Raw genomic sequence first — 26,129 nt, 5'->3', positions numbered from 1 at the left:
CGTGTGCGTAGCGCCTAGAAGGGCGCCGGGACGAGGAGCTCGACGTTGCGGTCCTCGGTCTTGCCGCGGCGGTGCTGTGGGTCGTCCTGCCAGTCGTTGCCCGAGAGCTCACGCGACAGGGACGCCAGCGAGACCGGATCGCCGAGACTCGTGTGCGACTCCGGGCCCGCCGTGTCGAGGACGGTCGCGAAGACCGAGAGCGTGCCGTCGCGGTTGTCGGCGATCTCGACGACGCGGGACTGCTGCGGGTAGTCGATGTGGGCGGCCGTGTTGACCTCCCAGAACCCGCCGCCGCCCTGCCGCGGGTGCGGGGTGACCTGGTTGACGTGCGTGTGGCCGTTCACCCACAGGACGACGTTCGGGAAGCGCAGCAGCAGCGCCTTGACCTCGTCGCCCAGGACGCGCCCGCCGCCGAGGGAGTTCTTCATCGACGCGATCGTGTGGTGGCTGAACAGGACGAACAGCCGGTCCTTGACGTTGTGCGAGACCTTCTTGCCGGCGGTGTCGTAATACGTCCGGCTGCCGGCCTTGAGCTGCGCCTCGAGCCAGGCGAGCTGGGCCTTGTCGAGCGAGCCCTCCGAGTAGCCGTTCGGGTTGACCGTGTCCAGGACGAGCCCGCGGACGACTCCCTGGTCGAAGCCGTAGTAGGCGGTGCCCTTGAGCACGTTCTCGAGGGTGAAGCCGTGGCCGCGCAGTCCGGACGAGGTGTTGAAGTGCTCGCGGACGACCTCGGCCCGCGACAGGACGCGGCGCTTCGGGTCGGCGGTGACCTGCCGGAACAACCCGCCGTTGGACTGCGCGGCGAGCCGCGCGAAGTCGCCGGCGTTGCCGTTCCGCAGGATGCGCGCCAGCTTGTCGGCCTGGGCGGCGTCGGCGGGCGCGACGATCTTCGTGCCGCCGGTCGCGAGCATCGCGAGCAGCGGGTTCGGCGGGAGGTTGCCCTGCATGAGGCCGTCGTGGTTGCCGAACGCGGCGAGCCACGGGGTGCGCAGGCCGGTCGCCTTGAAGGGGCGGCGGGCCGCGTCGAGCAGGCCCGGGACGCGCGGGAAGCCGTACTTCGCGAGCGCCTGGTCGGCGGCGTGGCCGGGCGGCGGGCCGTCCGGGTGCCAGTAGGCGGCGCTGTAGCCGACGCCGTCCATCACGCCCTCGTAGCGGCGCAGGTCGCCGGAGTCGGGGGTGATGGCGCGGCCGTCGAGCAGGTCGATGATCCAGCGCAGCTCGTTGTACTGCGTGTTGTCGGCGGCGTCGCCGGTGTTGATGGTGAACGCGAGGCCGAGGCCGGTCGCGGGGCCGTGCCCGACCCGGTTCATCGCGCGGACCATCGCCTCGGCGACGTGCGTGGTGAGGATCTCCTGCGGACGGTACGCGCCCTCGGTCGGGATCCCGCTCACCAGGTCCTTGATCCGGTCCAGGAACTCGACCCGGCCCGGGGACTGCGCGTCCACGATGTGCACGTCGGTGAGCTGCCCGAAGGCCAGCAGGCCGCGACGGTTGGCGACGCGCTTGGCGGCGGCCGTCCCGCCGAGGTCGCGGCGCAGGACGTGAGGCTCGCCGGGACCGGCGACGATCTTCCGGTAACCGCCCGTCCCGGGACGACCGAGGACGAGCGTCCGGTCCAGGGTCGTCCCTGCGGCCGAGCCGCGGAGCGGGGACGCGGCGAAGCCGGGACGGGCGGGGAAGGCGGCCAGGCCGGAGACCGCGAGACCCGCGGCCCCCGCTCCCAGCAGGACGCTGCGGCGGGTGACGCCCGCCGAACGGGACGAAGCACGATTCACGAGAGTGAATCAGACCACACCGTGCACAGTTACATCAAGAGTACATCTGTCACATTCCACACACGAAGCGAAGCGCCGCGCCCCCGACCGGGGACGCGGCGCTCGGTTCCGGACTCGCCGAACTCACGCAGTCCGACTCCCGCGCGTCAGCCGCGGGTGTGGCCCTCACCTGTGACGACGTACTTGGTGGACGTCAGCTCCGGCAGGCCCATCGGACCGCGCGCGTGCAGCTTCTGCGTCGAGATCCCGATCTCCGCGCCGAAGCCGAACTCCTCGCCGTCGGTGAACCGGGTCGAGGCGTTCACCATCACCGCGGCCGAGTCGACGAGCGCGACGAACCGCTTCGCGGCGGGCTGCGCGTCGGTGATGATCGCCTCGGTGTGCCCGGACCCGTACTTGCGGATGTGCGCGACGGCCTCGTCCAGGGACGGGACGACCCGGGCGGCGATGTCGAGCGACAGGTACTCGGCGTACCAGTCGTCCTCGGTGGCGGCGACGACGTCCGGCGAGTAGGCGCGGACCAGCGCGTCCCCGTGGACGGTCACGCCCTTCTCCTTGAGCGCCGCCAGCGCGCGCGGCAGGAACTTGTCCGCGACGTTCGCGTGGATCAGGACCGTCTCAGCGGCGTTGCACACCGACGGACGCTGCGTCTTGGCGTTCACCAGGATCGACAGCGCCATGTCCAGGTCGGCGAACTCGTCCACGTACACCGAGCAGTTGCCGACGCCGGTCTCGATCACCGGGACGGTCGACTCCTGCACGACCGAGTTGATCAGGGACGCGCCGCCGCGCGGGATCAGCACGTCCACCAGGCCGCGCGCCCGCATCAGGTGCTTCACCGACTCGCGCGAGGTGCCCGGCACCAGCTGGACGGCGTCCTCCGGCACGTCCGTGCCGCGCAGCGCGTCCTGCATGACCGCGACCAGCGCGGTGTTCGACTCGAACGCCGAGGACGACCCGCGCAGCAGCGCCACGTTGCCGCTCTTCAGGCACAGGGCCGCCGCGTCCACCGTGACGTTCGGACGGCCCTCGTAGATGATCCCGACGACGCCCAGCGGCACCCGGACCTGCTGCACCGACAGGCCGTTCGGCAGCACGTACCCGCGCACGGTCTCGCCGACCGGGTCGGGCAGCGAGGCGACGTTCCGGACGGCCGCGGCGACCGCCTCGACCCGCTCGCGGCTGAGCGCCAGCCGGTCGATCATCGCCTCGGACGTGCCCGCCTCGCGCGCCCGCGCGACGTCGACCGCGTTCGCCTTGACGATCTCGTCGGCGCGGGCGGTCAGCGCGTCCGCGATCGCGTGCAGCGCCGCGTCCTTGGCCGCCCGCGGCAGCGGGGCCAGCTCCGCCGACGCCGCCCGGCCGAACTCGGCCACACGCAGGAACGCGTCCCGCTCTTCGTTGCTCGGCTCGCTCATCGGCGAACCCCTTTCCTGGTTTCCGCGGTTCGGTCGGGCCATCGACCGTGAAAGCGCCGTTCAGGCGAGGACGACCAGGTGGTCGCGGTGGATGACCTCGCGTTCGTACTCCGGGCCCAGCTCGCGCGCCAGCCAGCGGGTCGAGCGGCCCATCAGCTCGGGGATCTCGGCGGCGTCGTAGTTGACCAGGCCGCGCGCGACGACCAGGCCGTCCGGGCCGACCAGGTCGACCGGGTCGCCCGCCGCGAACTCGCCCTGGACGCCGGTGACCCCGGCGGGCAGCAGCGACTTGCGGCGCTGCACGATCGCCTCGATGGCGCCCGCGTCCAGCACGACGCGTCCCTGCCCGGTCGTCGCGTGCGCGAGCCACAGGTTCCGGGACGACATGCGCGGCGCGTCGCCGGGGTGGAAGTAGGTGCCGACCGAATCCCCGGCGAGCGCGGCGGCGGCGCGCGCGGCGTCGGTCAGCACGACCGGGACGCCCGCGATCCGCGCCGCCTCGACCTTGGTGATCATGCCGCCCGTGCCGACGCGTCCGGACCCGCCGAGCTCGATCCCCGCCAGGTCGGCGGGCGACCGCACCTCGTCGATCCGCCGCACGCCCGGACGCGCCGGGTCGCCGGTGTAGAGGGCGTCCACGTCGGAGAGCAGGACGAGCGCGTCCGCCCTGGTCAGGTGGGCGACGAGCGCCGCGAGCCGGTCGTTGTCGCCGAACCGTATCTCGTCGGTCGCGACCGTGTCGTTCTCGTTCACGATCGGGACGATGCCGAGCGCGAGGAGCTGCCCGACCGCGCGCTGCGCGTTGCGGTGGTGCGAGCGGCGCATCATGTCCTCGGGCGTCAGCAGCACCTGCCCGACCGTCAGCCCGTACCGCGCGAACGACGCGGTGTACCGGGCGACCAGCAGGCCCTGCCCGACGGACGCTGCGGCCTGCTGGGTGGCCAGGTCGCGCGGGCGCCGGGCCAGCCCGAGCGGGCCGAGCCCGGCGGCGATCGCGCCGGACGACACGAACACGATCTCGGTCCCGGCGGCGCGGCGCGCGGCCAGCACGTCCACCAGCGCGTCGATCCGGTTGGCGTCGATGGTGCCCTGCGGGGTCGTCAGCGAGGACGAGCCCGCCTTCACCACGATCCGCCGGGCGTCGCCGATCGCCTTTCGGATGGTCACCAGTCCTCCTGGGGGGGTCGCCCGCGCTCGGCGCGGGTCAGTCCTCGTCGTCGGTGTAGCCGGCGCGGCGGGCGGCGCGCTTGGCCTCCAGCTCGGCGCGGCGCTCGACGTTGGTGCGCCGGTGCCCGGCGGCCGCGTCGAACCGCCGGTCGGTGCCGCGCGGGGACTCGGCGACCGCGGCGGCGGAGGTCTCCGGCTCCCAGTCGAAGACGATCGCGTCCTCCATGGTGCCGATGAGGATCGTGGCCCCGGCGGACGCGCCCGCCTTGGCGAGCTCCTCCTCCACCCCGAGGCGGGCGAGCCGGTCCGCGAGGTAGCCGACGGCCTCCTCGTTGGCGAAGTCGGTCTGCTTCAGCCAGCGGACGGGCTTGTCGCCGGTGATCAGGTAGGTGTTGTCGCCGACGTGCCGGACCTCGTACTCGACGTCCCCGCCGACCGGCACCGGGCGGATGACCAGGCGCGTCGGCTCCGCCGGCGGCAGGCTCGCCCGGTACTCCTTGACCATCTCGGCCATGGCGAACGACAGCTCGCGCAGCCCCTCGTGGGTCGCGGCGGACACCTCGAACACCTTCAGCCCGCGCTTCTCGAACTCGGGCCGGACGATGTCGGCGAGGTCGCGTCCGTCCGGGACGTCGACCTTGTTCAGCACGACGACGCGCGGACGGTCCGACAGCGGGCGGTCGCCGAGGACCCGGTCGTAGGCCTGCAGCTCGTTCTCGATGATCTCGAAGTCGGAGATCGGGTCGCGGTTCGGTTCCAGCGTCGCGCAGTCCAGGACGTGCGCGAGCGTGGAGGACCGCTCGATGTGCCGGAGGAACTCGTGGCCGAGGCCCTTGCCCTCGCTGGCGCCCTCGATCAGGCCCGGGACGTCGGCGACGGTGAAGGTGGTGTCGCCCGCGCTGACCACGCCCAGGTTCGGGATCAGGGTGGTGAAGGGGTAGTCGGCGATCTTCGGCTTGGCCGCCGACAGCGCCGCGATCAGCGACGACTTGCCCGCGCTCGGGAAGCCGACGAGCGCCACGTCCGCGACGCTCTTCAGCTCCAGGACGACGTCGCGCTCCTCGCCGGGCTCGCCCAGCAGCGCGAAGCCGGGGGCCTTGCGCTTGGCGGTCGAGAGCGCGGCGTTACCGAGCCCGCCGCGTCCGCCCTGCGCGACGACGAACCGGGTGCCCTCGCCGACCAGGTCGGCCAGCACCTCGCCGCCGGGCGCCTTCACGACCGTGCCGTCCGGCACCGCGAGCACGGTCGGCTCGCCGTTCGCGCCCGTGCGGTGCCCGCCCTGGCCCGGACGGCCGTTGGGGGCCTTGCGGTGCGGGCGCCGGTGGTAGTCGAGGAGGCTGGCGGTGTTGGTGTCCACCTCGAGGATCACGTCACCGCCGTTGCCGCCGTTGGCCCCGTCGGGGCCGCCCAGCGGCTTGAACTTCTCGCGGTGGACCGAGGCACAGCCATGCCCGCCGTTTCCGGCGACCACGTGCAGCACGACCCGGTCCACGAACTGCGCGCCGGTTCCGGTGATGGCGGCCACGAATCCTCCTGGTGGGAATGAAAACAAGCAAAGGGGCGGACCGAGATCGGTCCGCCCCTTCTCTAACGTCGCTGCGTGGCGGACTTACTCCGCCGGCGGGACGATGGCCACGGCGTTGCGGCCACGGTAGCGGCGGAACTGCACGTGGCCCGCGACCAGCGCGAACAGCGTGTCGTCGCCGCCACGGCCGACGCCCGGGCCGGGGTGGAAGTGGGTGCCGCGCTGACGGACGATGATCTCGCCGGCGTTGACCAGCTGGCCGCCGAAGCGCTTGACACCCAGACGCTGTGCGTTGGAGTCGCGGCCGTTACGGCTGGACGACGCGCCCTTCTTGTGTGCCATTCGGGGCCTCCCTTACTTCCCGGCCTTGATACCGGTGATCTTGACCTCGGTGTACGGCTGACGGTGACCCATGCGCCGCTTGTAACCGGTCTTGTTCCGGTAGTGCATGATGTTGATCTTCGGGCCCTTGACCGCGCCGAGGATCTCGGCGGTGACCTCGTAGGAGGCCAGGTCGGCCGTCTTGCTGACGATGTTGGCGCCGTCGACGATCAGCAGCGCCGGGAACGTCACCGTCGCGCCGACCTCGGCGTTGAGCTTGTCGACGGTCAGGACGTCGCCCTCGGCGACCTTCTCCTGCCGCCCGCCTGCGCGGACAATCGCGTACACGCGGAAACCCTTCGTTCAACGCGCGCTTCCGGATCGAACCGGCCCCGCGCGTGGTCTTCACCAGCCCCCGGGATTGAGGGCCTATCCCCGGCCGGGGCCGAGGACGGCACACCACACGGCCTCACGGCCACGGGCGCTCTCTGCTCCTCCCCGCCCAGACGGGCGGAGTGTCTGCACCGCCGCCGCGTCGCCGCGGCACTCGCGAGTGCAAGTCGAGATGGCGCGCTGACAACGCGCCGTCTGTCAAGGTTACCGGACGCCTTGGGGTAAGGCGAACCCGCGCGGACCGTCCGGGGCGCCTGGAACGCGCGCCCTTCGGCCGCTCGGGACCGGAGATCATCCCCAGGATCGTTCAGGGACCTCTACCGGACCGACAGGACGATTTTACCCGCGGTCCGACCGCTCTCCCCCGACGCGTGCGCGTCGGCGGCCTTCTCCAGCGGGAAGACGTCCTGGACCCGCGCCTGGAGGCGGCCGTCCTCGACCAGGGCGGCGATCTCCCTGAGCCCGTGGTGATCGGGCTCGACGAGGACGAAACCGGCCCTGACGCCCTTGGCCTCGGCCTCGGCGGCGGGCCACGACGCGTCCGGCGGGAGGATCGAGACCAGCCGGCCGCCCCGCCTCAGGGTCCCCAGGGACCGGGCCGGGTAGTCGCCTCCCATCATCTCCAGGACGACATCGACGTCCCGGACGACCTCGGCGAAGTCGGACTCGCGATAGTCGACCAGTTCGTCCGCGCCGAGATCGCGCAGGAAGTCGTGCTTCGCCGCACTGGCCGTGCCGATCACGTACGCGCCCCGGGCCTTGGCGATCTGGACGGCCAGGTGCCCGACCCCGCCCGCCGCCGCGTGGATCAGGACGCGCTCGCCGGGCCGGACGCCCGCGGTGTCCACGAGCGCCTGCCAGGCGGTGAGCGCGGCCAGCGGAAGCGCCGCGGCGTGGACGTGATCAAGGTTCGCGGGCTTGGGCGCGAAGTGCCGGGTGGGCGCGGTCACGTACTCGGCGTAGGCCCCGGCGGGGTGCGGGAACCGGGGCATTCCGAACACCTCGTCCCCCGGCGCGAAGAGCGCGACGCCGTATCCGACGGCCTCCACCACCCCGGACACGTCCCACCCGAGGGTGAACGGCGGCCGCGTCCCGTCCGGGAACAGGCCCCGCGCGCGGGTCTTCCAGTCGGCCGGGTTGACCCCGGCCGCGTGCACCCGGACCAGGACCTCCCCCGGCCCCGGCTCCGGCCGCGCCGTCTCGATGATCTTCAGGACCTCCGGGCCGCCCGGCTCGTCCTGGCTGACCGCGCGCATCGTCTTCTCTGCAGTGTTCTCTGCCATGTTCTCTTCCTGACCTGCGGAATTACCGACCAGGTCCAGGTTCCCGGCCTGGCGGGCCGCCCGGGAGTGGCCCGATGGACGCGATACGAAAGAATCGGGCCATGCATCGTGTTGCGGTCCTGGCCCTGGACGGCGTCGTCCCGTTCGAACTCGGCATCCCGGCGCGGATCCTCGGCGCGGCGTCCTCGCCGTCCGGGGAGCCGCTCTACGAGGTCGCCACGTGCAGCCTGGACGGCCGTCCGGTCCGGGCGCACGCCGACTTCTCGATCACCGTGGAGCACGACGCGTCCCTGCTGACCTCGGCGGACACGGTCGTGATCCCGCCCTCGCACGCCCTGGACGCGCTGCGGAACGGGGCGCCGCTGCCGGACGACCTGCACGCCGCCCTCGCGTCCGTCCGGCCGGGGACGCGCCTGGTCGCGATCTGCACCGGCGCGTTCGTGCTGGCCGCCGCCGGACTGCTGGACCGCCGTCCGGCCACCACGCACTGGGGCGAGGCCGACCTGCTGCGGCGGCTGTTCACCGGCGTCCGGGTCGACCCGGACGTCCTCTACGTGGACGACGGGGACGTGCTGACCTCGGCGGGCGTCACCGCCGGGATCGACCTGTGCCTGCACCTCGTCCGGCGCGACCACGGCAGCGAGGTGGCGGGCCGGGTCGCGCGCCTCTGCGTCACTCCCCCGTGGCGGGACGGCGGCCAGGCGCAGTACATCCCGCGTCCCGTCCCGGAGGACCGCCCCGGCGGGCTCGCCGCCACCCGCGCGTGGGCGCTGGAACGCCTCGAGGACCCGCTCACCCTCACCGACCTGGCCGGGCACGCGGGCCTCAGCGTCCGCACCTTCACCCGGAACTTCCGCGCCGAGACGGGTGTCAGCCCAGGTCAGTGGCTCACAGGCCAGCGCCTGGACCTGGCCCGGCGCCTTCTCGAGGCCACCGACCTGCCCGTGGACGTCGTCGCCCGCCGCGCCGGCTTCGGCACCGGGACGGCCCTCCGCCAGCGCTTCCGGGCGTCGCTCGGCGTCCCGCCTCAGGCGTACCGGCGCACGTTCCGCCCCACCGCCGCCTGAGCCCCGTCCACCGCGGGCCGAGCCGCCCGTGCGGAGGCCTCGATCGCCCGCTTCATCTCCACCGCGCCCCGCTCGGTGCGGACGCGGATCTCGGGCGCCAGGGCATGCGGCAGGACGTCCGTGATCCACACCAGGCGTGCGGCGTCCTCACCTTCCGGAACGACCTCGAACGACGCGTGGTGGCGCTCGACCGCGGGCCGCGCGCCCTCCACGACCGCGTAGGCCAGGCGGCGCGCGTCGTCGTCGACGCCGATGATCAGCTCGCGGATCACATGGCCGTCCGGGAAGGTCAGGAAGCGCTGGTCGCCCTCGATCCGGGTGTCGGCGACGCGTCCGGGAAGCAGCCGCTCATGCACCGCGCCCACGTCGCGCAGGACGTCCCACACGTGCTCGGGCGACGCGTCGATCACGATCTCCTGCCGTACCGAGGCCATGGCAGAGGCTCCTCTTCCACTCTTCGAGAGAACAGAAGCGCCCCCGCCACCCTCGATCAGGGCGGCGGGGGCGCTCCGCGCTAGCGGGTCACTCCGCGTTCGCGGGCTCCGGCGGGGCCGAGGCCGGACGGGTCGCACGGCGCGTGCGGCGCCGGGTGCGCCCGTTCGAGGACGCCTCGGGCGCCTCGTCGGTGAGGACGCCCGGGGACGTGCCCTCGGACTCCTCGGCGGCGTCGGCGGCCTCCACCGCGGCCTGGGCCGGCGGCTCCTCGTCGTCGGTGTCGCCCTTCTCGTCCTTCTTGCCGGACTTGGAGAGCTTCTCCTCGACGGCGCGCTCGACGTCGCCCTTGCGCTTGCGGCGGCGGCCGGTCTCCTTGGCCGCCCCCTTCTCCGCGCCCTTCGGCTCCATCGGGGTCAGGTGGACGTGGATGCCCCGCCCGTTGCAGCTCTCGCAGGTCTCGGAGAACGCCTCGAGCAGGCCCTGGCCGACGCGCTTGCGGGTCATCTGGACCAGGCCCAGCGAGGTCACCTCGGCGACCTGGTGCTTGGTGCGGTCCCGGGACAGGCACTCCACCAGGCGGCGCAGCACCAGGTCCCGGTTGGACTCCAGCACCATGTCGATGAAGTCGATCACCACGATGCCGCCGATGTCGCGGAGCCGGAGCTGCCGGACGATCTCCTCGGCGGCCTCCAGGTTGTTGCGGGTGACCGTCTCCTCCAGGTTCCCGCCCTGGCCGGTGAACTTGCCGGTGTTCACGTCGATCACGGTCATCGCCTCGGTGCGGTCGATGACCAGCGAGCCGCCGGACGGCAGCCAGACCTTGCGGTCCAGCGCCTTGGCGATCTGCTCGTCGATCCGGTAGGCGCCCATGACGTCGCCGTCGCCGGTCCACTTCTCGACCCGGTCCTCCAGGTGCGGAGCGACGTAGCCGACGTACTCGGCGACCGTGTCCCAGGCGCCGTCGCCCTGGACGACCAGCTTGGTGAAGTCCTCGTTGAAGATGTCGCGGATCACGCGGATCGTCAGGTCCGGCTCACCGTGCAGCAGGGACGGCGCGGACGCCGACTTGACCTGCTTCTGGATGTGCTCCCACTGGGCGGCCAGGCGGGACACGTCGCGCGCCAGCTCCTCCTCCGTCGCGCCCTCGGCGGCGGTCCGGACGATCACCCCGGCGTTCTCCGGCATGACCTTCTTGAGGATCTGCTTGAGGCGGGTGCGCTCCTTGTCCGGCAGCTTGCGGCTGATGCCGGTCATCGAGCCGTCCGGCACGTACACCAGGTAGCGGCCGGGCAGCGAGACCTGGCTGGTCAGCCGGGCGCCCTTGTGGCCGAGCGGGTCCTTGGTGACCTGCACCAGCACCGACTGGCCGGACTTCAGCGCGGCCTCGATCCGGCGCGGCTGGCCCTCCAGGCCGGCGCTGTCCCAGTTGACCTCGCCCGCGTACAGCACGGCGTTGCGGCCCTTGCCGACGTCGACGAACGCGGCCTCCATCGACGGCAGGACGTTCTGGACCTTGCCCAGGTAGACGTTGCCGACGTAGCTCTGGTGGCTGGCGCGGTTGATGTAGTGCTCGACCAGGACGTCGTCCTCGAGCACGGCGATCTGGGTGCGGTCGCCCTCCTGCCGGACGACCATCTCGCGCTTGACCGACTCGCGGCGGGCCAGGAACTCCGCCTCGGTGATCACCGGCGGGCGGCGGCGGCCCTGCTCGCGGCCCTCCCGGCGGCGCTGCTTCTTGGCCTCCAGGCGGGTGGAGCCGCGCACGGCCTGCACCTCGTCCTCGACGGGACGGGGGGCCTGCTCGCGCACCTCGCGGACGTGCACGACGGTGTTCGGCGGGTCGTCGGTGCCGGTGGCCTCCTCGCCCCCGGACCGGCGGCGACGACGGCGACGGCGGCGGGACGACCCGGGGCCGCCCTGCTCCTCGTCCTCCTCGTCGGCCTCGTCCTCGGCGTGCTCCTCGGCGGCGGCGGGCTTCGCCGCCTCCTTGGCGGGCTTGGCCGTCTCGGCGGCCTCCTCCTCCTCGGCCTCGGCGCCCTCGAGCTCGGCGCCCTCGTCCTCGGCGCCCTCACGGCCTCGTCCACGACCGCGGCCGCCGCGGCGACGGCGGCGGCGCGACGGACGGTCGTCCTCGTCGTGCTCCTCGCCGTGCGCGGCCTCGGCGCGCTCCTCCGCCTCGGGCTCGGCCTCGGGCTCGGGCTCCTCGGCGGGCCGCTCCTCCTGCTTCTTGCGGGCGGGCTTCGCGGCGGTCGGCTGCGGCGGCTGGAACACCACCATCGTCGGCGGCTGGAAGGTCACGCCCGGGACGCCCACGGAGGACGCGGGCTCGTTCTCGTCCACCTCCGGCTCGGTGCCCGGCACGGCCGGGACCTGCGGGACGGCGGAGCTGAAGGCGGCCTCGTCGGGCGCGGCGGGGCGCTTGCGCGACCGCGTGCGGGACGACTTGGGCGCGGGCTCCTCGGCCGGAGCGGCCTGGGCGGCGGGCTCGGCGGGGGCCTCGGCGGCGGTCTCCTCGGCCGGAGCCTCGGCGGCACGGGCCGGGCGGCGGCGCGTCCGGGTGCGCTTGGCCGCGCCCTCCTCCTCGGCGGGGGCCTCAGCGGTGGCGGGGGCCTCAGCCGGGGCCGCGGTCTCCTCGACCTCGGGCGGCGGCGCAGCGGCGCGGGTGGCCGCGCGGCGGCGCGTGGTGCGCGTCACCTTCACGGCGGGCTCGGGCGTCTCGTCCTTCTCCGCGGGGGCGGCGGCCTCGGCGGACGCCTCGGCGGCGGCGGTCGTGCGCGTGCGCCGGGTGCTCTTGGCCTTGGCGGCTCCGCGTCCGGCCCCTGCCTCCACCTCGGGGGCGGGCGCGGCGGGCGCCTCGGCGGCGGTCTCCTCGACCTCGGGCGGCGGCGCGGCCGCACGGGTCGCGGCCCGGCGGCGGGTGGTCTTGACGACCTTCACCTCGGGCGTGGCGGTCTCGGCGGCCGCGGCGCGGGTGGTCTTGCGGGCGCGGGCCGGCTTCTTCGCCGGCGCCTCGGTCGCCGCGGCGTCGTCCGCGTCCGGCGGCGGACCCGCGGGACGGCTGGCCACGCGACGCCGCGTGGTGGTCACGGTGGGACGCGATTCCTCGGGGCCCTCGGCCCCGGTGGCCGGATCGGCTTCGTTCTCAAGCATGCGGGCAATCTCCCGTCAGGCTCCCGGGCGCGTCCGGACGCCCCGCCCGGTGGGGGCGGTTCGCCGCGGTGCGCCGCACGAGAGCACTCCGTCAGTCATCGGCGCCGACGCGCCCGGACCTGATGCCCGGGCACGACGACGAAGTCGTCGGGGGCGCGCCCGCCGCTCCCTGCAGGCCGGTTCCGCGCTGCCACGGGCGTGGCGGCGGCGGCTTCGGCCCTACGAGCGGGCGCTGACGGCATCCACGCTCACGGCGTCGCCGGACCGCGGTGAGGCGGGACCGTCCACCGCGCCGGCCTCGTCGCCGGCGATGGTGGCGGTCTCCCGGTCGGGATCGAGCGGATCCGCGAGCACACCGGTCCGCTCGTCCAGGGGCCCCTGCGCCAGCCTGGTCACCAGCGGTGGTGACGGCGGCGCGAGGTCGGCGACCTGGCGGAGACCGGTGAGGATGTCGTCGGGTCGTACGGCGGGTGTGGTGTGCCGCACAACCATGCGAAGTATCGCACATGGGGCATCCGTCGCCTCGGTGCCGCGCCGGTCGCCGTCCTGGGCACGCTCCATGGCGAGTTCCAGGGCGGACACGGCGGCACGCACGTCGAAACGGCGGCGCCCCTTCTTGGTGAGGCGTTCGACCTCCACCGCCCCGGCGTCCAGGAAGGCGGTCACGGCGGCGGCGGCGTCGCTTTCGGCGACACCGTCGAGCCGTACCCGCCACTCGGACGCCTGGAGCCGATCGGCCAGCGCGGTGCTCTTGCCCGTCCCTGCCGGAAGGGCCACGACGTCCACGACGTCGAGGCCCGGAGGCAGGGCGGCGTCGAGCTCGGCGCGCACCCGCTCAGGGTCGCGGGGCTCGGTCAACCCGATCTCGAGGTATTCGGCCTCACTGGCCACCCCTGTCGCCGCCGCACCCGCGTAGGAGATCTTCGGGTGCGGGGTGAATCCGGCACTGAACGCCACAGGAATCCCGGCACGCCGTACGGCGCGTTCCACGGCCCGGGAAATGTCGCGATGGCTCGTGAACCGGAGCCTGCCCCGCTTGGTGTAGCGGACGCGCAGGCGCTGGGTCACGGGGGCCGGTGCTGGACCCTCCGGCATGGGAGCCAGGGTTCTGGTCCTTCCTACTCGTGTCGAGTCGAAAACGTCTCCCTATAGAGTACGGCCACCGCGACCCACTTGAGCCCCGGGGCGTCCCGGAGGCGCGTCCCCTCGCAGCTCAGCGCCCCGTACGCACCGCGACGCGCCGTGGGAGCGCGCCCTTGAAGATTCGGCCAAGGGCGCCCAAAGGAACGGCACGCCGCCCCGGACGGGACGACGTGCCGTGGAGATCGAGGCCGGTCAGACGACCGAAAGCGGGAGCAGCCTCTTGCCCGTGGGGCCGATCTGGATCTCGGTGCCCATGGTCGGGCAGACGCCGCAGTCGTAGCAGGGGGTCCAGCGGCAGTCCTCGACCTCGGTCTCGTCGACGGCGTCCTGCCAGTCCTGCCAGAGCCACTCGCGGTCGAGGCCGGCGTCGAGGTGGTCCCACGGCAGGACCTCGACCTCGTCGCGGTCGCGCAGGGTGTACCAGTCGACGTCGACCGGCTCCCCGGAAAGGGCCTTGTCGGCGGCGGCCGTCCAGCGCTCGTAGGAGAAGTGCTCGGACCAGCCGTCGAACCGGCCGCCGTCCTCCCAGACCGCGCGGATGACCTTGCCGACGCGACGGTCGCCGCGGGACAGCAGGCCCTCGATCACCGACGGCTGGCCGTCGTGGTAGCGCAGGCCGATGGCGCGGCCGTACTCCTTGTCGGAGCGCAGCTCGTCCTTCAGCAGGCGCAGGCGGCGGTCGACGGTCTCGTGGTCGGTCTGCCCGGCCCACTGGAACGGGGTGTGCGGCTTCGGCACGAACCCGCCGATGGACACCGTGCAGCGGATGTCCTTGCGGCCGGTGGCCTCGCGGCCCGCCTTGATCACGCGCTTGGCCATCCCGGCGATCTCGAGGACGTCCTCGTCGGTCTCGGTGGGCAGGCCGCACATGAAGTACAGCTTGACCTGGCGCCAGCCGTTCTCGTAGGCGGTGGTGACGGTGCGGATGAGGTCGTCCTCCGACACCATCTTGTTGATCACCTTGCGCATCCGCTCGGACCCGCCCTCGGGTGCGAACGTCAGGCCGGAGCGGCGGCCGTTGCGGGAGAACTCGTTGGCGAGGGTGATGTTGAAGGCGTCCACGCGGGTGGACGGCAGCGACAGCGAGGTGTGCGTGCCCTCGTACCGGTCGCCCAGGCCCTTGGCGACCTCGGCGATCTCGCTGTGGTCGGCCGACGACAGCGACAGCAGGCCGACCTCGGTGAAGCCGGTCTGCTTGATGCCCTCGTCCACCATCGCGCCGATCGTGGTGATCGACCGCTCCCGGACCGGACGGGTGATCATGCCCGCCTGGCAGAACCGGCAGCCGCGGGTGCAGCCGCGGAAGATCTCCACGGAGAACCGCTCGTGCACGGTCTCGGCCAGCGGGACCAGCGGCTTCTTCGGGTAGGGCCACTGGTCGAGGTCCATGACGGTGTGCTTCTCGACCCGCCACGGGACGCCCGGACGGTTCGGCGCGACGCGCTTGATCCGGCCGTCCGGCAGGTACTCGACGTCGTAGAACCTCGGCACGTACACGCCGCCGGTCTCGGCGAGGCGCAGCAGCACGCCGTCGCGTCCGCCGGGCTCGCCCTCGTTCTTCCACTCCCGGATCACCTCGGTGATCGCGAGCGCGATCTCCTCGCCGTCGCCGAGGACGGCGGCGTCCAGGAAGTCGGCGATGGGCTCGGGGTTGAACGCGGCGTGCCCGCCCGCCAGGACGATCGGGTGCTCATCGGTGCGGTCGGCGGCCTCGAGCGGGATGCCCGCGAGGTCGAGCGCGGTGAGCAGGTTGGTGTAGCCCAGCTCGGTGGAGAACGAGACGCCGAACACGTCGAACGCGCCGACCGGGCGGTGCGAGTCGACCGTGAACTGCGGGATGCCGTGCTCCCGCATGACCTGCTCCATGTCCGGCCACACCGCGTAGGTGCGCTCGGCGAGCACGCCCTCGCGCTCGTTCAGGATCTCGTAGAGGATCTGGACGCCCTGGTTGGGCAGCCCGACCTCGTAGGCGTCGGGGTACATCAGCGCCCAGCGGACGGTCGCGGCGTCCCAGTCCTTGACCTGCGAGTTCAGTTCGCCACCGACGTACTGAATCGGCTTCTGCACGCTCGGGAGCAGCGGCTCCAGGCGCGGGAAGATCGACTCTACGGACATGACGGTGGCCTCCGGTGGCTGGACGTGGGAGAGACCCTCAAGCCTATCCCCGGTGGACCGGTCGCTCGGCCGCGCCCGCCCGGTGATCGAACTCCGGGGTGATCATCGGGCGGCGGGCGACCGGCTAGTCGAACGGCCGGCGGCGGACGTGGACGGCCTGCAGCAGCCCCAGCGCGATCATGTTCGCGAAGGTCGCGGACCCGCCGTAGGACACGAACGGCAGCGGCAGCCCGGTGATCGGCATGATCCCCAAGGTCATCCCGACGTTCTCGAACGTCTGGAACGCCAGCCAGCACACCACGCCGGTCGCGACCAGCGTGCCGAACAGGTCGGCGGCCTGCGAGGCGATCCGCAGCCCGCGCCACAGCACCAGGCCCAGCAGCAGGACGATCACCGCCGCTCCGAGGAACCCCAGCTCCTCCCCCGCGACCGTGAAGATGAAGTCGGTCTGCTGCTCGGGGACGAAGTGCCCGCCGGTCTGCTCGCCCTGGAACAGGCCCTTGCCGAGGAACCCGCCGGAGCCGATCGCGATCCGCGCCTGCTGGGCGTTGTAGCCCGCGCCGCGCGGGTCGGCCGTCGGGTCGATGAACGCGGTGAACCGGGCGAGCTGGTACGGCTTGAGGATCCCCAGGAACCAGACGGCCAGGGCGGCGGCGCCGGCGCCGCCGACCAACCCGGCGATCCACCGCTTGGCCGCGCCGGACACCGCGAGCATGCCGATCACGACCACGGCGAACACCAGGGTGGTGCCGAGGTCGGGCTGGAGCATGATCAGCGCCGCCGGGACGCCCGCCAGGCCGAGCGCGAGCAGCACGTCGCGGCGGCCGGGGCCGACCTCGCCGTCGCGCGGCTCGCCGAGCACCATCGCCATGACCACGACCAGGCCGACCTTGGCGAACTCCGACGGCTGCACCTGGAAGCCGCCGCCGATCACGATCCAGGAGTGCGAGCCGTTGATCGTCGAGCCCAGCGGGGTGAGCACCGCGAGCAGCCCGACGCAGGCCAGGCCGTACAGGATCGGGACGTACGCGCGCAGCAGCCGGTAGTCCAGGACGGTCACGACCGTGCCCAGCCCGAGCCCGATCGCCAGGTTCAGGACGTGCCGCTTGAGGAACGACTCGGGGTCGCGGCCCTGCTCGGTCAGCAGGTGGAAGGTCGCGGACCGGACCAGCAGCGTCCCGATCACCGACAGGGCCAGCACCGACAGGATGAGCGTCCAGTCCAGGCGGCGGAGCCCTGCGGCGTGCCGCCGCCACGTGTTGCGCTCGCCGTAGCCCTCGACCGGCCCGGCGAACCCGCCCAGCCCGGTCACGGCGTGGTCCCCGCGCGGTGCTTCCGCCCGGCAGCCCCGGTGTGCGGGGACGGCCCGACCGTCGGAATGACCGCGCCGGTCTGGTCGTTCATGCGGCCGGGCCCGGACGGCCCGTCCGACGGGCTGGCGGACGGCCCCGGCGTCGGCTCGAGCGCGTCCTCCGGACGCGGCAGGCCGGACGGAAGCCGCCCGTCCTTGCCGACCATCGGCTTGCCGCCCTTGCCGAGCCCGTACATGGCCTCGTAGATCTGCCGGACGGCAGGCGCGGCCGTGTTCGCGCCCTGCCCGCCCTGGGAGACCATCACGACGACCGCGTAGCGCGGGTTGTCCACCGGGGCGAACGAGGCGAACCAGGACGTGTCGTCCTTGCCGTAGACCTCGGCGGTGCCGGTCTTGCCCGCGACGTCCACCTTCTTGAAGTCGAAGCCGCCGAACGCCCCGGCCGCCGTCCCGGACTTGGTCACGCCGGCCAGGCCGCCCCGGATGTACTTCAGCACCTTCGGGTCGACCGGCAGCCTCCCGGTGGGCGGGTCCGCGACGCGGCGCGCGACGCTGCCGTCCGGGCGGACGACCGCCTGCCCGATGTGCGGGACGACCAGCCGTCCGCCGTTGGCGAGCGCCGCGTACGCGCGCGTGAGCTGGAGCGGTGTGGAGAGCACGTCGCCCTGCCCGACCGAGAAGTTCGCCGCGTCACCCGCGCGCCACACGTAGCCCTCGGCGCAGTTCTCCGCCGCGACCGCCTTCAGGTACGCGGCGCGCGACGGATCGGACTGCTGGAGCTCGGGGTAGCCGTCCTTGGCGGCCTTGCAGTCGGCCTTCTTGGTGGTGTTCCAGTACGCGGTCTTCCAGGCGCGGTCCGGGATCCGGCCGGCCGACTCGCTCGGCAGGTCGATGCCGGTCTTCTTGCCGAATCCCCAATTCCGCGCCATCCCGACCATCGGGTCGGCCGGGTTCTTCTTCGGCTTGGTGCCGCCGTCGCGGAGCCACTCCTCGTAGGCGAACTTGTAGAAGACGGTGTCGCAGGACACGACCAGCGCCTCGTGCAGGCTCATGTCGCCGCGCGACTCGCCCTCGAAGTTGCGGAACGCGCGGCTGCCCACGTCGTAGGAGCCGGGGCAGGAGTAGGTGCCGTGCAGGTCGTAGCCGTCCCCCACGGCCGCCGAGACCGACGAGATCTTGAACGTGGAGCCCGGCGCGAACTGCCCCTGGGTGGCCCGCGAGATCAGCGGCTCGCCCTTCTTCTTGCCGAGCAGCGCGTCGTACTGGTCCTGCGAGATGCCACCGGTCCAGATGGTCGGGTCGTAGGTCGGGTAGCTGGCGAGCGCGACGACGTGCCCGGTCTGCACGTCCATCACCACCGCCGCGCCCGAGTCGGCGTGCTTGCCCTGCGAGCGGGCCGACTTCACCGCGTCCTGGACGGCCCGCTCCGCCGCGCCCTGCACGCCGGCGTCGATGCTGGTCACCAGGTTCCCGCCGGGGACGGCGGCCTTCTCCTGCGCCGTCCCGGTGACGCGGCCCTGGCTGTCGACCAGGAGCTTGCGGAAGCCGGGCTCGCCGCGCAGGTCGGCGTCGTAGACCGCCTCCAGGCCGTCCCGGCCGATCAGGTCGACGCCGCTGTAGCCGGTGACCTTCAGGCCCTTGCGCTTGTCCAGCTCCTCCTGCGTGATCGGCTGCAGGTAGCCGAGCGCCTGCGCGGCGTTCGCGCCGCCCGGCCGCGGGTAGTCCCGGACGGCCTGGACCTGCGCGGTCACGCCGGGGAAGTCCTCCTGCCGCTCCATGATCTGCAGCGCGCGCTTGGCGTCGACCTTGTCGTCCACCGGGATCGGCTGGTACGGCGAGCCGGGCCAGCACGGACGCTTGATGCCGGGCCCGCACAGCCGGGTCTTGTTCACCAGGTCGTCGTAGCTCGTGCCGAGCACGCCCGCGAGCCTGGTCAGAACGGCCTTGCCCCGGTCCTTCTGCCGCATCAGGTCGGTGCGGTCGACCGACACGACGAGCGCGGTGCGGTTGCGGACGAGCGCGCGGCCCCGGTCGTCCAGGATCATGCCGCGGACGGCCGGGACGACGATGTCGCGGGTGCGGTTGTCGGCGGCGACCTGCCGGTAGTGCCGGCCCTCGAGGACCTGCATCGTCCAGAGCCGGCCCATCAGGACCAGCAGCAGCGCGCCGACCGTCACGTACAGGACGATCAGCCTGAGGTGGGTCCGGTTGGTCACAGGCGCGTCCGTCCCGACATCGCCCGGTACCGCGCCGCCGGGACCGAGAACCGGTCGCGGTTGCGTTCCGGCCGGTCGTAGCGGCGGGTCGCGCGTAGCACGCACCACACCACGAACGGACTGGCGACGACGTCGTAGAGCACCTCGAGCGGCACCACCCGGGCCACGATCGTCCAGGACGCGCGCGGGTCGCCGAGCAGCATCCCGATCGCGGCGTAGGCGACCGTGCCGAGCAGCGCGCCCGCCGCGACCGCGAAGAACGGCACCGTCGACTGCCGGTCCATCTCGGCGGCGGCGACCCCGCAGACGTAGCCGATGATGCAGTAGACCAGCGCGTACCGGCCGATCGTGTGGTCGGCGGGCGGCACGATGTCGGCGGCGAGGCCGGCGCAGAAGCCGGCGACGCATCCGGTCAGCGACCCCGACACCAGTGCGAGCGCCACCACCGTGAGCAGCACCAGGTCCGGGGTGACGCCGCCGGGCAGCGGCAGCCGGTTGGCCACCGACACCTGGAGCACCAGGGCCACCACGATCACGAGCGCGGAGATGACGCGCCGTCCGGTGGGCGACGCCTCCGGCGCGTTCAGCATGTCAGGCTCCCTTGGACGGCTTGATGGGACGGCTTGCGGGAACGGCTAGTGGGACGGCTTCGCGAACGGACTCTTGTGCGGCTCGGCCGCCGGGGGCGGAGTCGCGGGCGAGGGCGGCGCGGACGGCGTCGGTGACGGCGGCAGCACCGCGTCCCGCGGGTCGGACTTCGGCGGCGCGACCACCACCGCCACCACGTCCAGGCTGGTGAAGTGGACGAACGGCTGGACGTAGGCGGTGCGGGTCAGGCCGCCGGCGGGCGCGTCGATGCGTTCGACCGTCCCGACCGGGACGCCCGGCACGTACGGGCGCTCGCCCTGCGAGCCGAGCGTGACCAGGCGCTGCCCCACCCGCATCGGCGCGTTCGCGTCGAGCAGCTGGAAGCGCAGCGGCGTCCGGCCCCCGCCGCCGAGGCCGCGGCGGCCCCGGCCCTGCACGATGCCGATCTCCTTGGAGTCCTCGAGCCGCGCGCCGACGGAGGAGGTCACGTCCGTCGCGAGCAGCACGGTCGCGGTCGCCGGGCCGACCCGGGTGACGCGTCCGACGAGGCCGTCCGCGCTCATCACCGTCATGTCGGTGCGGATCCCGCTGCCGGTGCCCGCGTCGATGGTGACCGTGTCCTCCAGGCCCTGTCCGACCGAGATGACGTTCGCCGCGACGATCTTGTAGCCGCCGAGCCCCGCCGAGCCGAGCAGCTTGTCGAGCTGCGTCGACTTGCCCTGGTCGACCTGGGTGCCGCGGAGCTGGTCGCGCAGCCGCTGGTTCTCGCGCTGCAGCCGGTCGGCGCGCTTGCGCTGGCCGGGCGCGTCGCCGATCGCGTCGACCGCGTTCCCCACCGGCCGCACGACGGACGCCGAGGTGCGCTCGACCGGGCCGAACACCGCCTCGCCCACGCCGCGCAGACCACGCAGCGGCGAGTCGTTCCCGCCCCGGTAGTCGATCGTGATCATCGCGAGCGCCACCACCAGCAGCGCCCCGAGCACCATGCGGCTGCGTCGGGTGTCGTTCACCCGCGGACCTCCCGTCCCATCGTCCTAGGAGATCAGTGCCGCGACTCCGGTACCAGCACCTGACGCAGCGAGTCGAAGTCCTCCACGGTCTTGCCGGTGCCGAGAACGACCGAGTCGAGCGGATTGTCCACCAGGTGGATCGGCATTCCGGTCTCCTCGCGCAGCCGCTCGTCCAGGTGCTTGAGCAGCGCGCCGCCGCCGGTGAGGGCGATGCCCCGGTCCATGATGTCGCCGGACAGCTCGGGCGGGCACTTGTCGAGCGTGGTCTTCACCGCGTCCACGATCGCGTTCACCGGCTCCTCGATGGCGCGGCGCACCTCCTCGGCGGAGATCACCACGGTCTTCGGCAGCCCGGACACCAGGTCGCGTCCGCGGATCTCGGCGTGCGGCTCCTCGTCCGGACCCGGGTAGGCCGACCCGATCGCCATCTTGATCTCCTCGGCGGTGCGCTCGCCGAGCATCAGCGAGTACTCCTTCTTGGAGAAGCTGATGATGGCCTGGTCGAGCTCGTCCCCGCCGACCCGGACGGACTGGCTGGTCACGATCCCACCGAGGGAGATTATGGCGACCTCGGTGGTGCCTCCTCCGATGTCGACCACCATGTTGCCGGTCGGCTCGTAGACGGGCAGCCCGGCGCCGATCGCGGCGGCCATGGGCTCCTCGATGATGTACACGCGGCGGGCCCCGGCCTGGTAGCCGGCCTCCTTGACGGCGCGCTGCTCCACCCCGGTGATCCCGGACGGCACCGCCACCACGATCCGCGGCTTGGCGAAGTGCCGGCGCTTGTGCACCTTCTGGATGAAGTAGCGGAGCATCCGCTCGGTGACGTCGAAGTCGGCGATGACGCCGTCCTTGAGAGGACGGACCGCGACGATGTTGCCGGGCGTGCGCCCGATCATCCGCTTGGCCTCGATGCCGACCGCCACGATCTTGCCCGTGTTGGTGTTGATCGCCACCACGGACGGCTCGTTCAGCACGATGCCCCGGCCGCGCACGTACACCAGCGTGTTCGCGGTGCCAAGGTCGACCGCCATGTCACGGCCAAGGAACGACAGCTTGTTACCCATGAAGAAAGGGAGCCCTTCATGCTTGTCGGGCGTGCAGAGCGGCGCTGCCATCGTAACGTGCCCACGCCGCGCCGGGCATTCGCCCCTCCGGCGGCGCGACGTCCGATTCCGCACCGTGACCAGGCACGTTACGTGAAAAACACCTGCGCGCCCGAATGATTCAGACCCGCGTGTCTACCCCCGTCACGCCCGGCCAAACCGAGCCGTCCTGAGATCGCACGGACACCGGCCTTCCCGCACCCGGGACGACGGCGCGAACACCCGCAGCGTGCCGACCAGGTCCTGCCCCGATGATCACGGACAGTAACCAAAAGTGTTCGTGATCGAGACGGCGGGAGGGGCCGGGCGTGACCGTGCCCCGGCGCGCTGGGCGCGCCGGGGCACGGGTGGGCGTGTCGGCGGGTGGTCCCGCGACGGGCCCGGTGCCGGTGTTCCGCTCGGGCGGGTCAGCCCAGCTCGGGGAAGAAGAGCTTGATCTCGCGGTCGGCGGAGTAGGTGGAGTCGGAGCCGTGCACGATGTTCTCGCCGATCTCCAGGGCGAAGTCGCCGCGGATGGTGCCGGGCGTGGCGGAGACCGGGTCGGTGGCGCCGGCCAGGGCGCGGAACGCCTCGATGGAGCGCGGGCCCTCGACGACCAGCGCGACCAGCGGGCCGCCGGTGATGAAGTCGACCAGGTCGCCGAAGAACGGCTTCTCGCGGTGCTCCTCGTAGTGGGACTCGGCGGTCTCGCGCGCGAGGGTCTTGAGCTCCAGCGCCACGAGCTTCAGGCCCTTGCGCTCGATCCGCGAGATGACCTCGCCCACAACGCCGCGGCGAACGCCGTCGGGCTTGACCAGGACAAGAGTGCGCTCGGACACGGAGATTCTCCTCAGGGAAAAACGGGATCGTGGGTGGCGCGGACCGCGCCGGGCGTTTCGCCAGTGCTTACTGTACCGAGGCCCTCGCTCTGCTCCGGTTGCCGCGGGGCCGCGCGCGCCCGCGGGTGGCGGCGCGTCCGGCGGCGGCGAGCAGGACGGTGAGCACGGCGGCCGCGGCGAGCCAGGCGCGGTAGCCGCCGGTCAGCGCGACGAGCTGGGCCGCCGCCGTGGTCGGCGCGGGCTGGAGCCATCCGGCCTGGAGCGACAGGACCACGAGCTGGCCGATGAGGACGGCCGGGAAGCACAGCGACAGCCCGAACAGCGCGCCCACGACGCCCGCCTCGCGCAGGGACGTGGCGAGCGCGAGGCCCGCGCCGGCTCCCAGCGCGGCCATCGAGGCGGTCGCGACGGCCGGGATGTGCGCGGAGTCCGGAATGTGCGCCGCGGACGCGAACAGCGGCGGCAGCGTCGCGAGGACGAGCATCGCGTGCCCGGCGAGCACCGCGACCCGCGCGGTGTGCCTCGGCAGCCACGCGGCGGTCAGGGCCCCGGCCAGCGCGGCCGCGGCCCCGACGGCGAACGGCACGTACGTGGCCTGGGACGTCCCGTGCCCGTTCCGCGCGGCGACCGCGATGATCCCGGCGAGGGGCGCGGCGACCGGGTAGGCGAGCAGCCCGGTCGTGACCATGACGACGGCCGCGCCGAGCGGGCTGCCCGCCGTGGCGTCCCGGCTGCCGACGAGGGCGAGTCCGGCCAGGCCGAGCAGCGCGAGCATGGCGAGGGTGAGCCGTCCGCCCGGGGACCAGCCGTAGGTGGTGACGACCGCGAGGAACGCGAACCCCGCCGCCGGGGCCAGCGGCAGGACGAGCTGCCCGCGCTCGGTGTGCCTGGACGCGGGCAGCCGTCCGCGGCGTCCGCGCACGAGCAGGCAGAGCGGCAGGACGCACGCGACGGCCGCCGCGCACCACGGGAACGGCGCGAGAGAGTCGCGCCAGTCGGTCACATGCTCCGGCACGGGGGTTCCGTCCGGGAGCGGGACTCGAGCGAGCACGAGCGGCATCGCTCCGACCAGGGACGCGACGAGCACGCCCGACCAGAGCGCGGAGGCGAGCCGTCCGCCGCGTTCCCAGGCGAGAACGAGCGTCGCGGGCAGGATCAGCCCGGCGCCCAGCCCCTGCACCGCGCGCACCAACCCGACCATCAGGACCGAGTCGGCGCGTCCCACCGCGAGCAGCCCCGCCAGCAGGAGCGCGACGCCGGCCAGCAGCACCGGCCGAGCCCCGAATCGGCGCGCCGCGACCGCCCCGACCGGCACCGCGCCCAGCAGCACCGGAACGCTCATCCCCGTGGCCCGCAGGAACCCCGCGTACCCGTCCGGCCCGAGCCCGAGCGCGCGTCCGGCCTGCTCGATCACGTTGGCGGACGTGTCCGGCAACACCAGCACCGCCGCCGGGAGGGCCACGACGATCACCGCCAGCACCGCCAGCGTCGCCGCCGCCTCCCGCGCCCCGGCCGGTTTCTCCGCCACGGTCTTCGCCGAGGCGACCAGCAGCCCGAGGTCCTCCTGGGGAGGCTCGGGCACCCCCTTCCCCAGCAGGGACTCCTCCAGCGACGGCGCGGCGGGCTCCGGCACGCCCACCCACACACGCTCGCCGCGCGACATCACTGCGACGTCCGCGTCGTCCTCCAGAAGACCCGCACCGGATTCCGTCCCGTCCACCTGCGGAGACTCATCCCAGGATGCCCCGACGACCCACGCCTCGTCCGGCGACGGCACGGCGGACTCGGGAGCATCCCCGCGCCACACCGCCCCCCGCGAAAGCGCACCGCCCCCCGGCCGCACGCCCGCTTCCGGAACCCCCAACCAAGGAACCTCACCCTGCGAAGACGCGGCCGCCCGCGGCCCATCCGACTCAAACGCCGTCCCCGCCCCGTCCGCCTGCCAGGGCTCCCGCTCGGACGGCCCGCCGGCGTCCACCTCGCCAGCCCGCCCGAACACCCCTGCGGGCGGCGCGCCGCCCTCCGGCATGCGCGACCAGTTCTCACCACTGGACGACGCAGCAGCCTCAGACAAATCCGACAGTGACGACCAGGACTCCCTCTCGACCGCCGCAGCGGCCTCAGGCAGGTGCGCCCAGGGCTCATCCGCAGACAACGCGGCGGCCTCAGGCAGGTGCGGCCAGGACTCGCTCGCGGACGACGCGACGGCATCCGACAGGTTCGACCAGGGCTCACCACCGGACGACGCGGCCGCCTCCGACCCGTGCGCCCAAGACTCACCTTCAGACGACGCAGCAGCACCCGACAGGCGTGACCAGGACTCCCCCTCGACCGCCGCAGCGGCCTCGGGCAGGTGCGCCCAAGGCCCACCCGCAGAGGGCGCGGCGGCATCCGGAAGGTGCGACCAGGACTCACCTGCGACGGCCTCCGACGGATGCGGCCAGAACTCGCCCGCAGACGGCGCGGCGGCATCCGACACGTACGTCCGAGACTCACCACCAGACGGCGCGCCGGCCTCCGCCACGTGCGGCCAAGGCTCGCCCGCAGAGGGCGCGGCCGCATCCGACACGTGCGGCCAAGACCCACCCGCAGACAGCGCGGCGGCATCCGACACTTCCGCCCGAGGCTCACCACCAGACGGCGCGCCGGCCTCCGACAGCTGCGTCCAAGGCTCGCCCGCAGACGGCGCGGCCGCGTCCGACACGGGCATCCGAGGCTGACCACCAGACGGCGCAGCGGCGTCCGGAAGGGGGTGCCAAGGCTCACTTGCGGAGGGCGCGGCCGTGTCCGACACGTGCGCCTGAGACCCACCACCAGACGACGCGGCGGCGTCCGGCAGGTGTGTCCAGGGCTCGCCCGCGGAGGGTGCGGCGGCGTCCGGCAGGTGCGTTCGAGGCTCGCCATCGGGCGGCACGGCGGCGTTTTGAAGGGGCTTCCAGGGCTCAGTTGTGGACGGTGCGGTGGCACTCGGCGGGTGTGGGGGGCGGTTCTCGTGCTGGGGCGGTGTGGGCTCCGGGGCGGCCGCCTGCCACGGCTCGTGGTCCGGCGGCGTTCTGGGGTCCGGCCTGCGTGCCTGCGGAAACTCCGGCTCGTGTCGTGCGGTGGTCTCCCTGGCGGAGGCCTGCGGGACATCGTGCGGAGGGGCGGTGAGAGGCGGCTCGAAGGGCGCGTCCTGCGGCGGGCGGACAGGCACCGGTGCGGTCGTCAGCCACGGGTCGCGGGCATGCGGCGCGTCGGCCCCCGAACGGTCGGTGTGCGTGTCCTCGTCCTGCGGAGGCACGCTGGTG

The 26,129-nt window shown here is 73.2% G+C and carries 19 protein-coding genes; 1 reads left to right on the top strand and 18 read right to left on the bottom strand.

Features of this window, described 5'->3' with window-relative positions; all coding sequences use genetic code 11:
- Window positions 1–14: 14 nt before the first annotated feature.
- From AB0L06_RS29305 to AB0L06_RS29275, 7 genes are all read right to left on the bottom strand, one after another.
- Window positions 15–1,775, bottom strand: a complete 1,761-nt coding sequence (locus tag AB0L06_RS29305; protein WP_500234335.1) for a TIGR03767 family metallophosphoesterase — start codon at window positions 1,773–1,775, stop codon at window positions 15–17.
- Between the two features lie 146 nt (window positions 1,776–1,921).
- Window positions 1,922–3,193, bottom strand: a complete 1,272-nt coding sequence (locus AB0L06_RS29300; protein WP_500234334.1) for a glutamate-5-semialdehyde dehydrogenase — start codon at window positions 3,191–3,193, stop codon at window positions 1,922–1,924.
- Between the two features lie 60 nt (window positions 3,194–3,253).
- A complete protein-coding gene (proB, locus tag AB0L06_RS29295) occupies window positions 3,254–4,360 on the bottom strand; it encodes a glutamate 5-kinase (protein ID WP_500234333.1) in 1,107 nt (368 codons plus the stop codon).
- Between the two features lie 37 nt (window positions 4,361–4,397).
- Entirely contained in the window at window positions 4,398–5,876 is a 1,479-nt protein-coding gene (obgE, locus tag AB0L06_RS29290) for a GTPase ObgE (protein WP_500234362.1), read from the bottom strand.
- Between the two features lie 93 nt (window positions 5,877–5,969).
- A complete protein-coding gene (gene rpmA, locus AB0L06_RS29285; protein WP_026416249.1) occupies window positions 5,970–6,227 on the bottom strand; it encodes a 50S ribosomal protein L27 in 258 nt (85 codons plus the stop codon).
- Window positions 6,228–6,239: 12 nt separating this feature from the next.
- Window positions 6,240–6,554 (bottom strand): 50S ribosomal protein L21, encoded by a 315-nt coding sequence (gene rplU, locus AB0L06_RS29280; protein WP_500234332.1) that lies wholly within the window; start codon window positions 6,552–6,554, stop codon window positions 6,240–6,242.
- Window positions 6,555–6,916: 362 nt separating this feature from the next.
- A complete protein-coding gene (locus tag AB0L06_RS29275) occupies window positions 6,917–7,882 on the bottom strand; it encodes an NADP-dependent oxidoreductase (RefSeq protein ID WP_500234331.1) in 966 nt (321 codons plus the stop codon).
- Window positions 7,883–7,983: 101 nt separating this feature from the next.
- Between AB0L06_RS29275 and AB0L06_RS29270 the strand changes: the two genes are divergently transcribed.
- A complete protein-coding gene (locus AB0L06_RS29270; protein ID WP_500234330.1) occupies window positions 7,984–8,949 on the top strand; it encodes a GlxA family transcriptional regulator in 966 nt (321 codons plus the stop codon).
- Here AB0L06_RS29270 and AB0L06_RS29265 read toward each other — a convergent pair.
- The 11 genes from AB0L06_RS29265 to AB0L06_RS29215 form a co-directional block, all read right to left on the bottom strand.
- On the bottom strand, window positions 8,910–9,383 hold the full coding sequence (locus tag AB0L06_RS29265; RefSeq protein WP_500234329.1) for an SRPBCC family protein: 474 nt from the start codon (window positions 9,381–9,383) through the stop codon (window positions 8,910–8,912). The genes AB0L06_RS29270 and AB0L06_RS29265 overlap by 40 nt on opposite strands.
- Before the next feature lie 88 nt (window positions 9,384–9,471).
- On the bottom strand, window positions 9,472–12,534 hold the full coding sequence (locus tag AB0L06_RS29260; protein WP_500234328.1) for an Rne/Rng family ribonuclease: 3,063 nt from the start codon (window positions 12,532–12,534) through the stop codon (window positions 9,472–9,474).
- Between the two features lie 219 nt (window positions 12,535–12,753).
- Window positions 12,754–13,629: a TIGR03936 family radical SAM-associated protein gene (locus AB0L06_RS29255; RefSeq protein ID WP_500234327.1), complete on the bottom strand. Its 876-nt coding sequence runs from the start codon at window positions 13,627–13,629 to the stop codon at window positions 12,754–12,756.
- A gap of 240 nt (window positions 13,630–13,869) precedes the next feature.
- Window positions 13,870–15,792, bottom strand: coding sequence for a TIGR03960 family B12-binding radical SAM protein (locus AB0L06_RS29250; protein ID WP_500234326.1), 1,923 nt, complete (start codon window positions 15,790–15,792; stop codon window positions 13,870–13,872).
- 124 nt (window positions 15,793–15,916) lie between these two features.
- Window positions 15,917–17,095, bottom strand: a complete 1,179-nt coding sequence (rodA, locus tag AB0L06_RS29245) for a rod shape-determining protein RodA (protein WP_500234361.1) — start codon at window positions 17,093–17,095, stop codon at window positions 15,917–15,919.
- Window positions 17,096–17,100: 5 nt separating this feature from the next.
- The gene (gene mrdA / locus AB0L06_RS29240; protein ID WP_500234325.1) at window positions 17,101–19,320 is read right to left on the bottom strand and encodes a penicillin-binding protein 2; all 2,220 of its coding nucleotides are present in this window, start codon (window positions 19,318–19,320) and stop codon (window positions 17,101–17,103) included.
- The gene (mreD, locus tag AB0L06_RS29235; RefSeq protein ID WP_500234324.1) at window positions 19,317–19,910 is read right to left on the bottom strand and encodes a rod shape-determining protein MreD; all 594 of its coding nucleotides are present in this window, start codon (window positions 19,908–19,910) and stop codon (window positions 19,317–19,319) included. Before mreD ends, mrdA begins: the two co-directional genes overlap by 4 nt.
- Before the next feature lie 45 nt (window positions 19,911–19,955).
- The gene (gene mreC / locus AB0L06_RS29230; RefSeq protein WP_500234323.1) at window positions 19,956–20,918 is read right to left on the bottom strand and encodes a rod shape-determining protein MreC; all 963 of its coding nucleotides are present in this window, start codon (window positions 20,916–20,918) and stop codon (window positions 19,956–19,958) included.
- A gap of 32 nt (window positions 20,919–20,950) precedes the next feature.
- Complete coding sequence (locus AB0L06_RS29225) at window positions 20,951–21,985, bottom strand: rod shape-determining protein (RefSeq protein WP_500234322.1); 1,035 nt, start codon at window positions 21,983–21,985, stop codon at window positions 20,951–20,953.
- Between the two features lie 446 nt (window positions 21,986–22,431).
- The gene (gene ndk / locus AB0L06_RS29220) at window positions 22,432–22,842 is read right to left on the bottom strand and encodes a nucleoside-diphosphate kinase (RefSeq protein WP_026416239.1); all 411 of its coding nucleotides are present in this window, start codon (window positions 22,840–22,842) and stop codon (window positions 22,432–22,434) included.
- 67 nt (window positions 22,843–22,909) lie between these two features.
- Window positions 22,910–24,562, bottom strand: coding sequence for a hypothetical protein (locus AB0L06_RS29215; RefSeq protein WP_500234321.1), 1,653 nt, complete (start codon window positions 24,560–24,562; stop codon window positions 22,910–22,912).
- Window positions 24,563–26,129 lie beyond the last annotated feature (1,567 nt).

It is taken from the genome of Spirillospora sp. NPDC052269 (assembly GCF_040679435.1).
GTDB lineage: Bacteria > Actinomycetota > Actinomycetes > Streptosporangiales > Streptosporangiaceae > Spirillospora.
The sequence above is the reverse complement of the archived record's forward strand: the minus strand, read 5'-3'. Positions and strand labels throughout refer to the sequence as shown.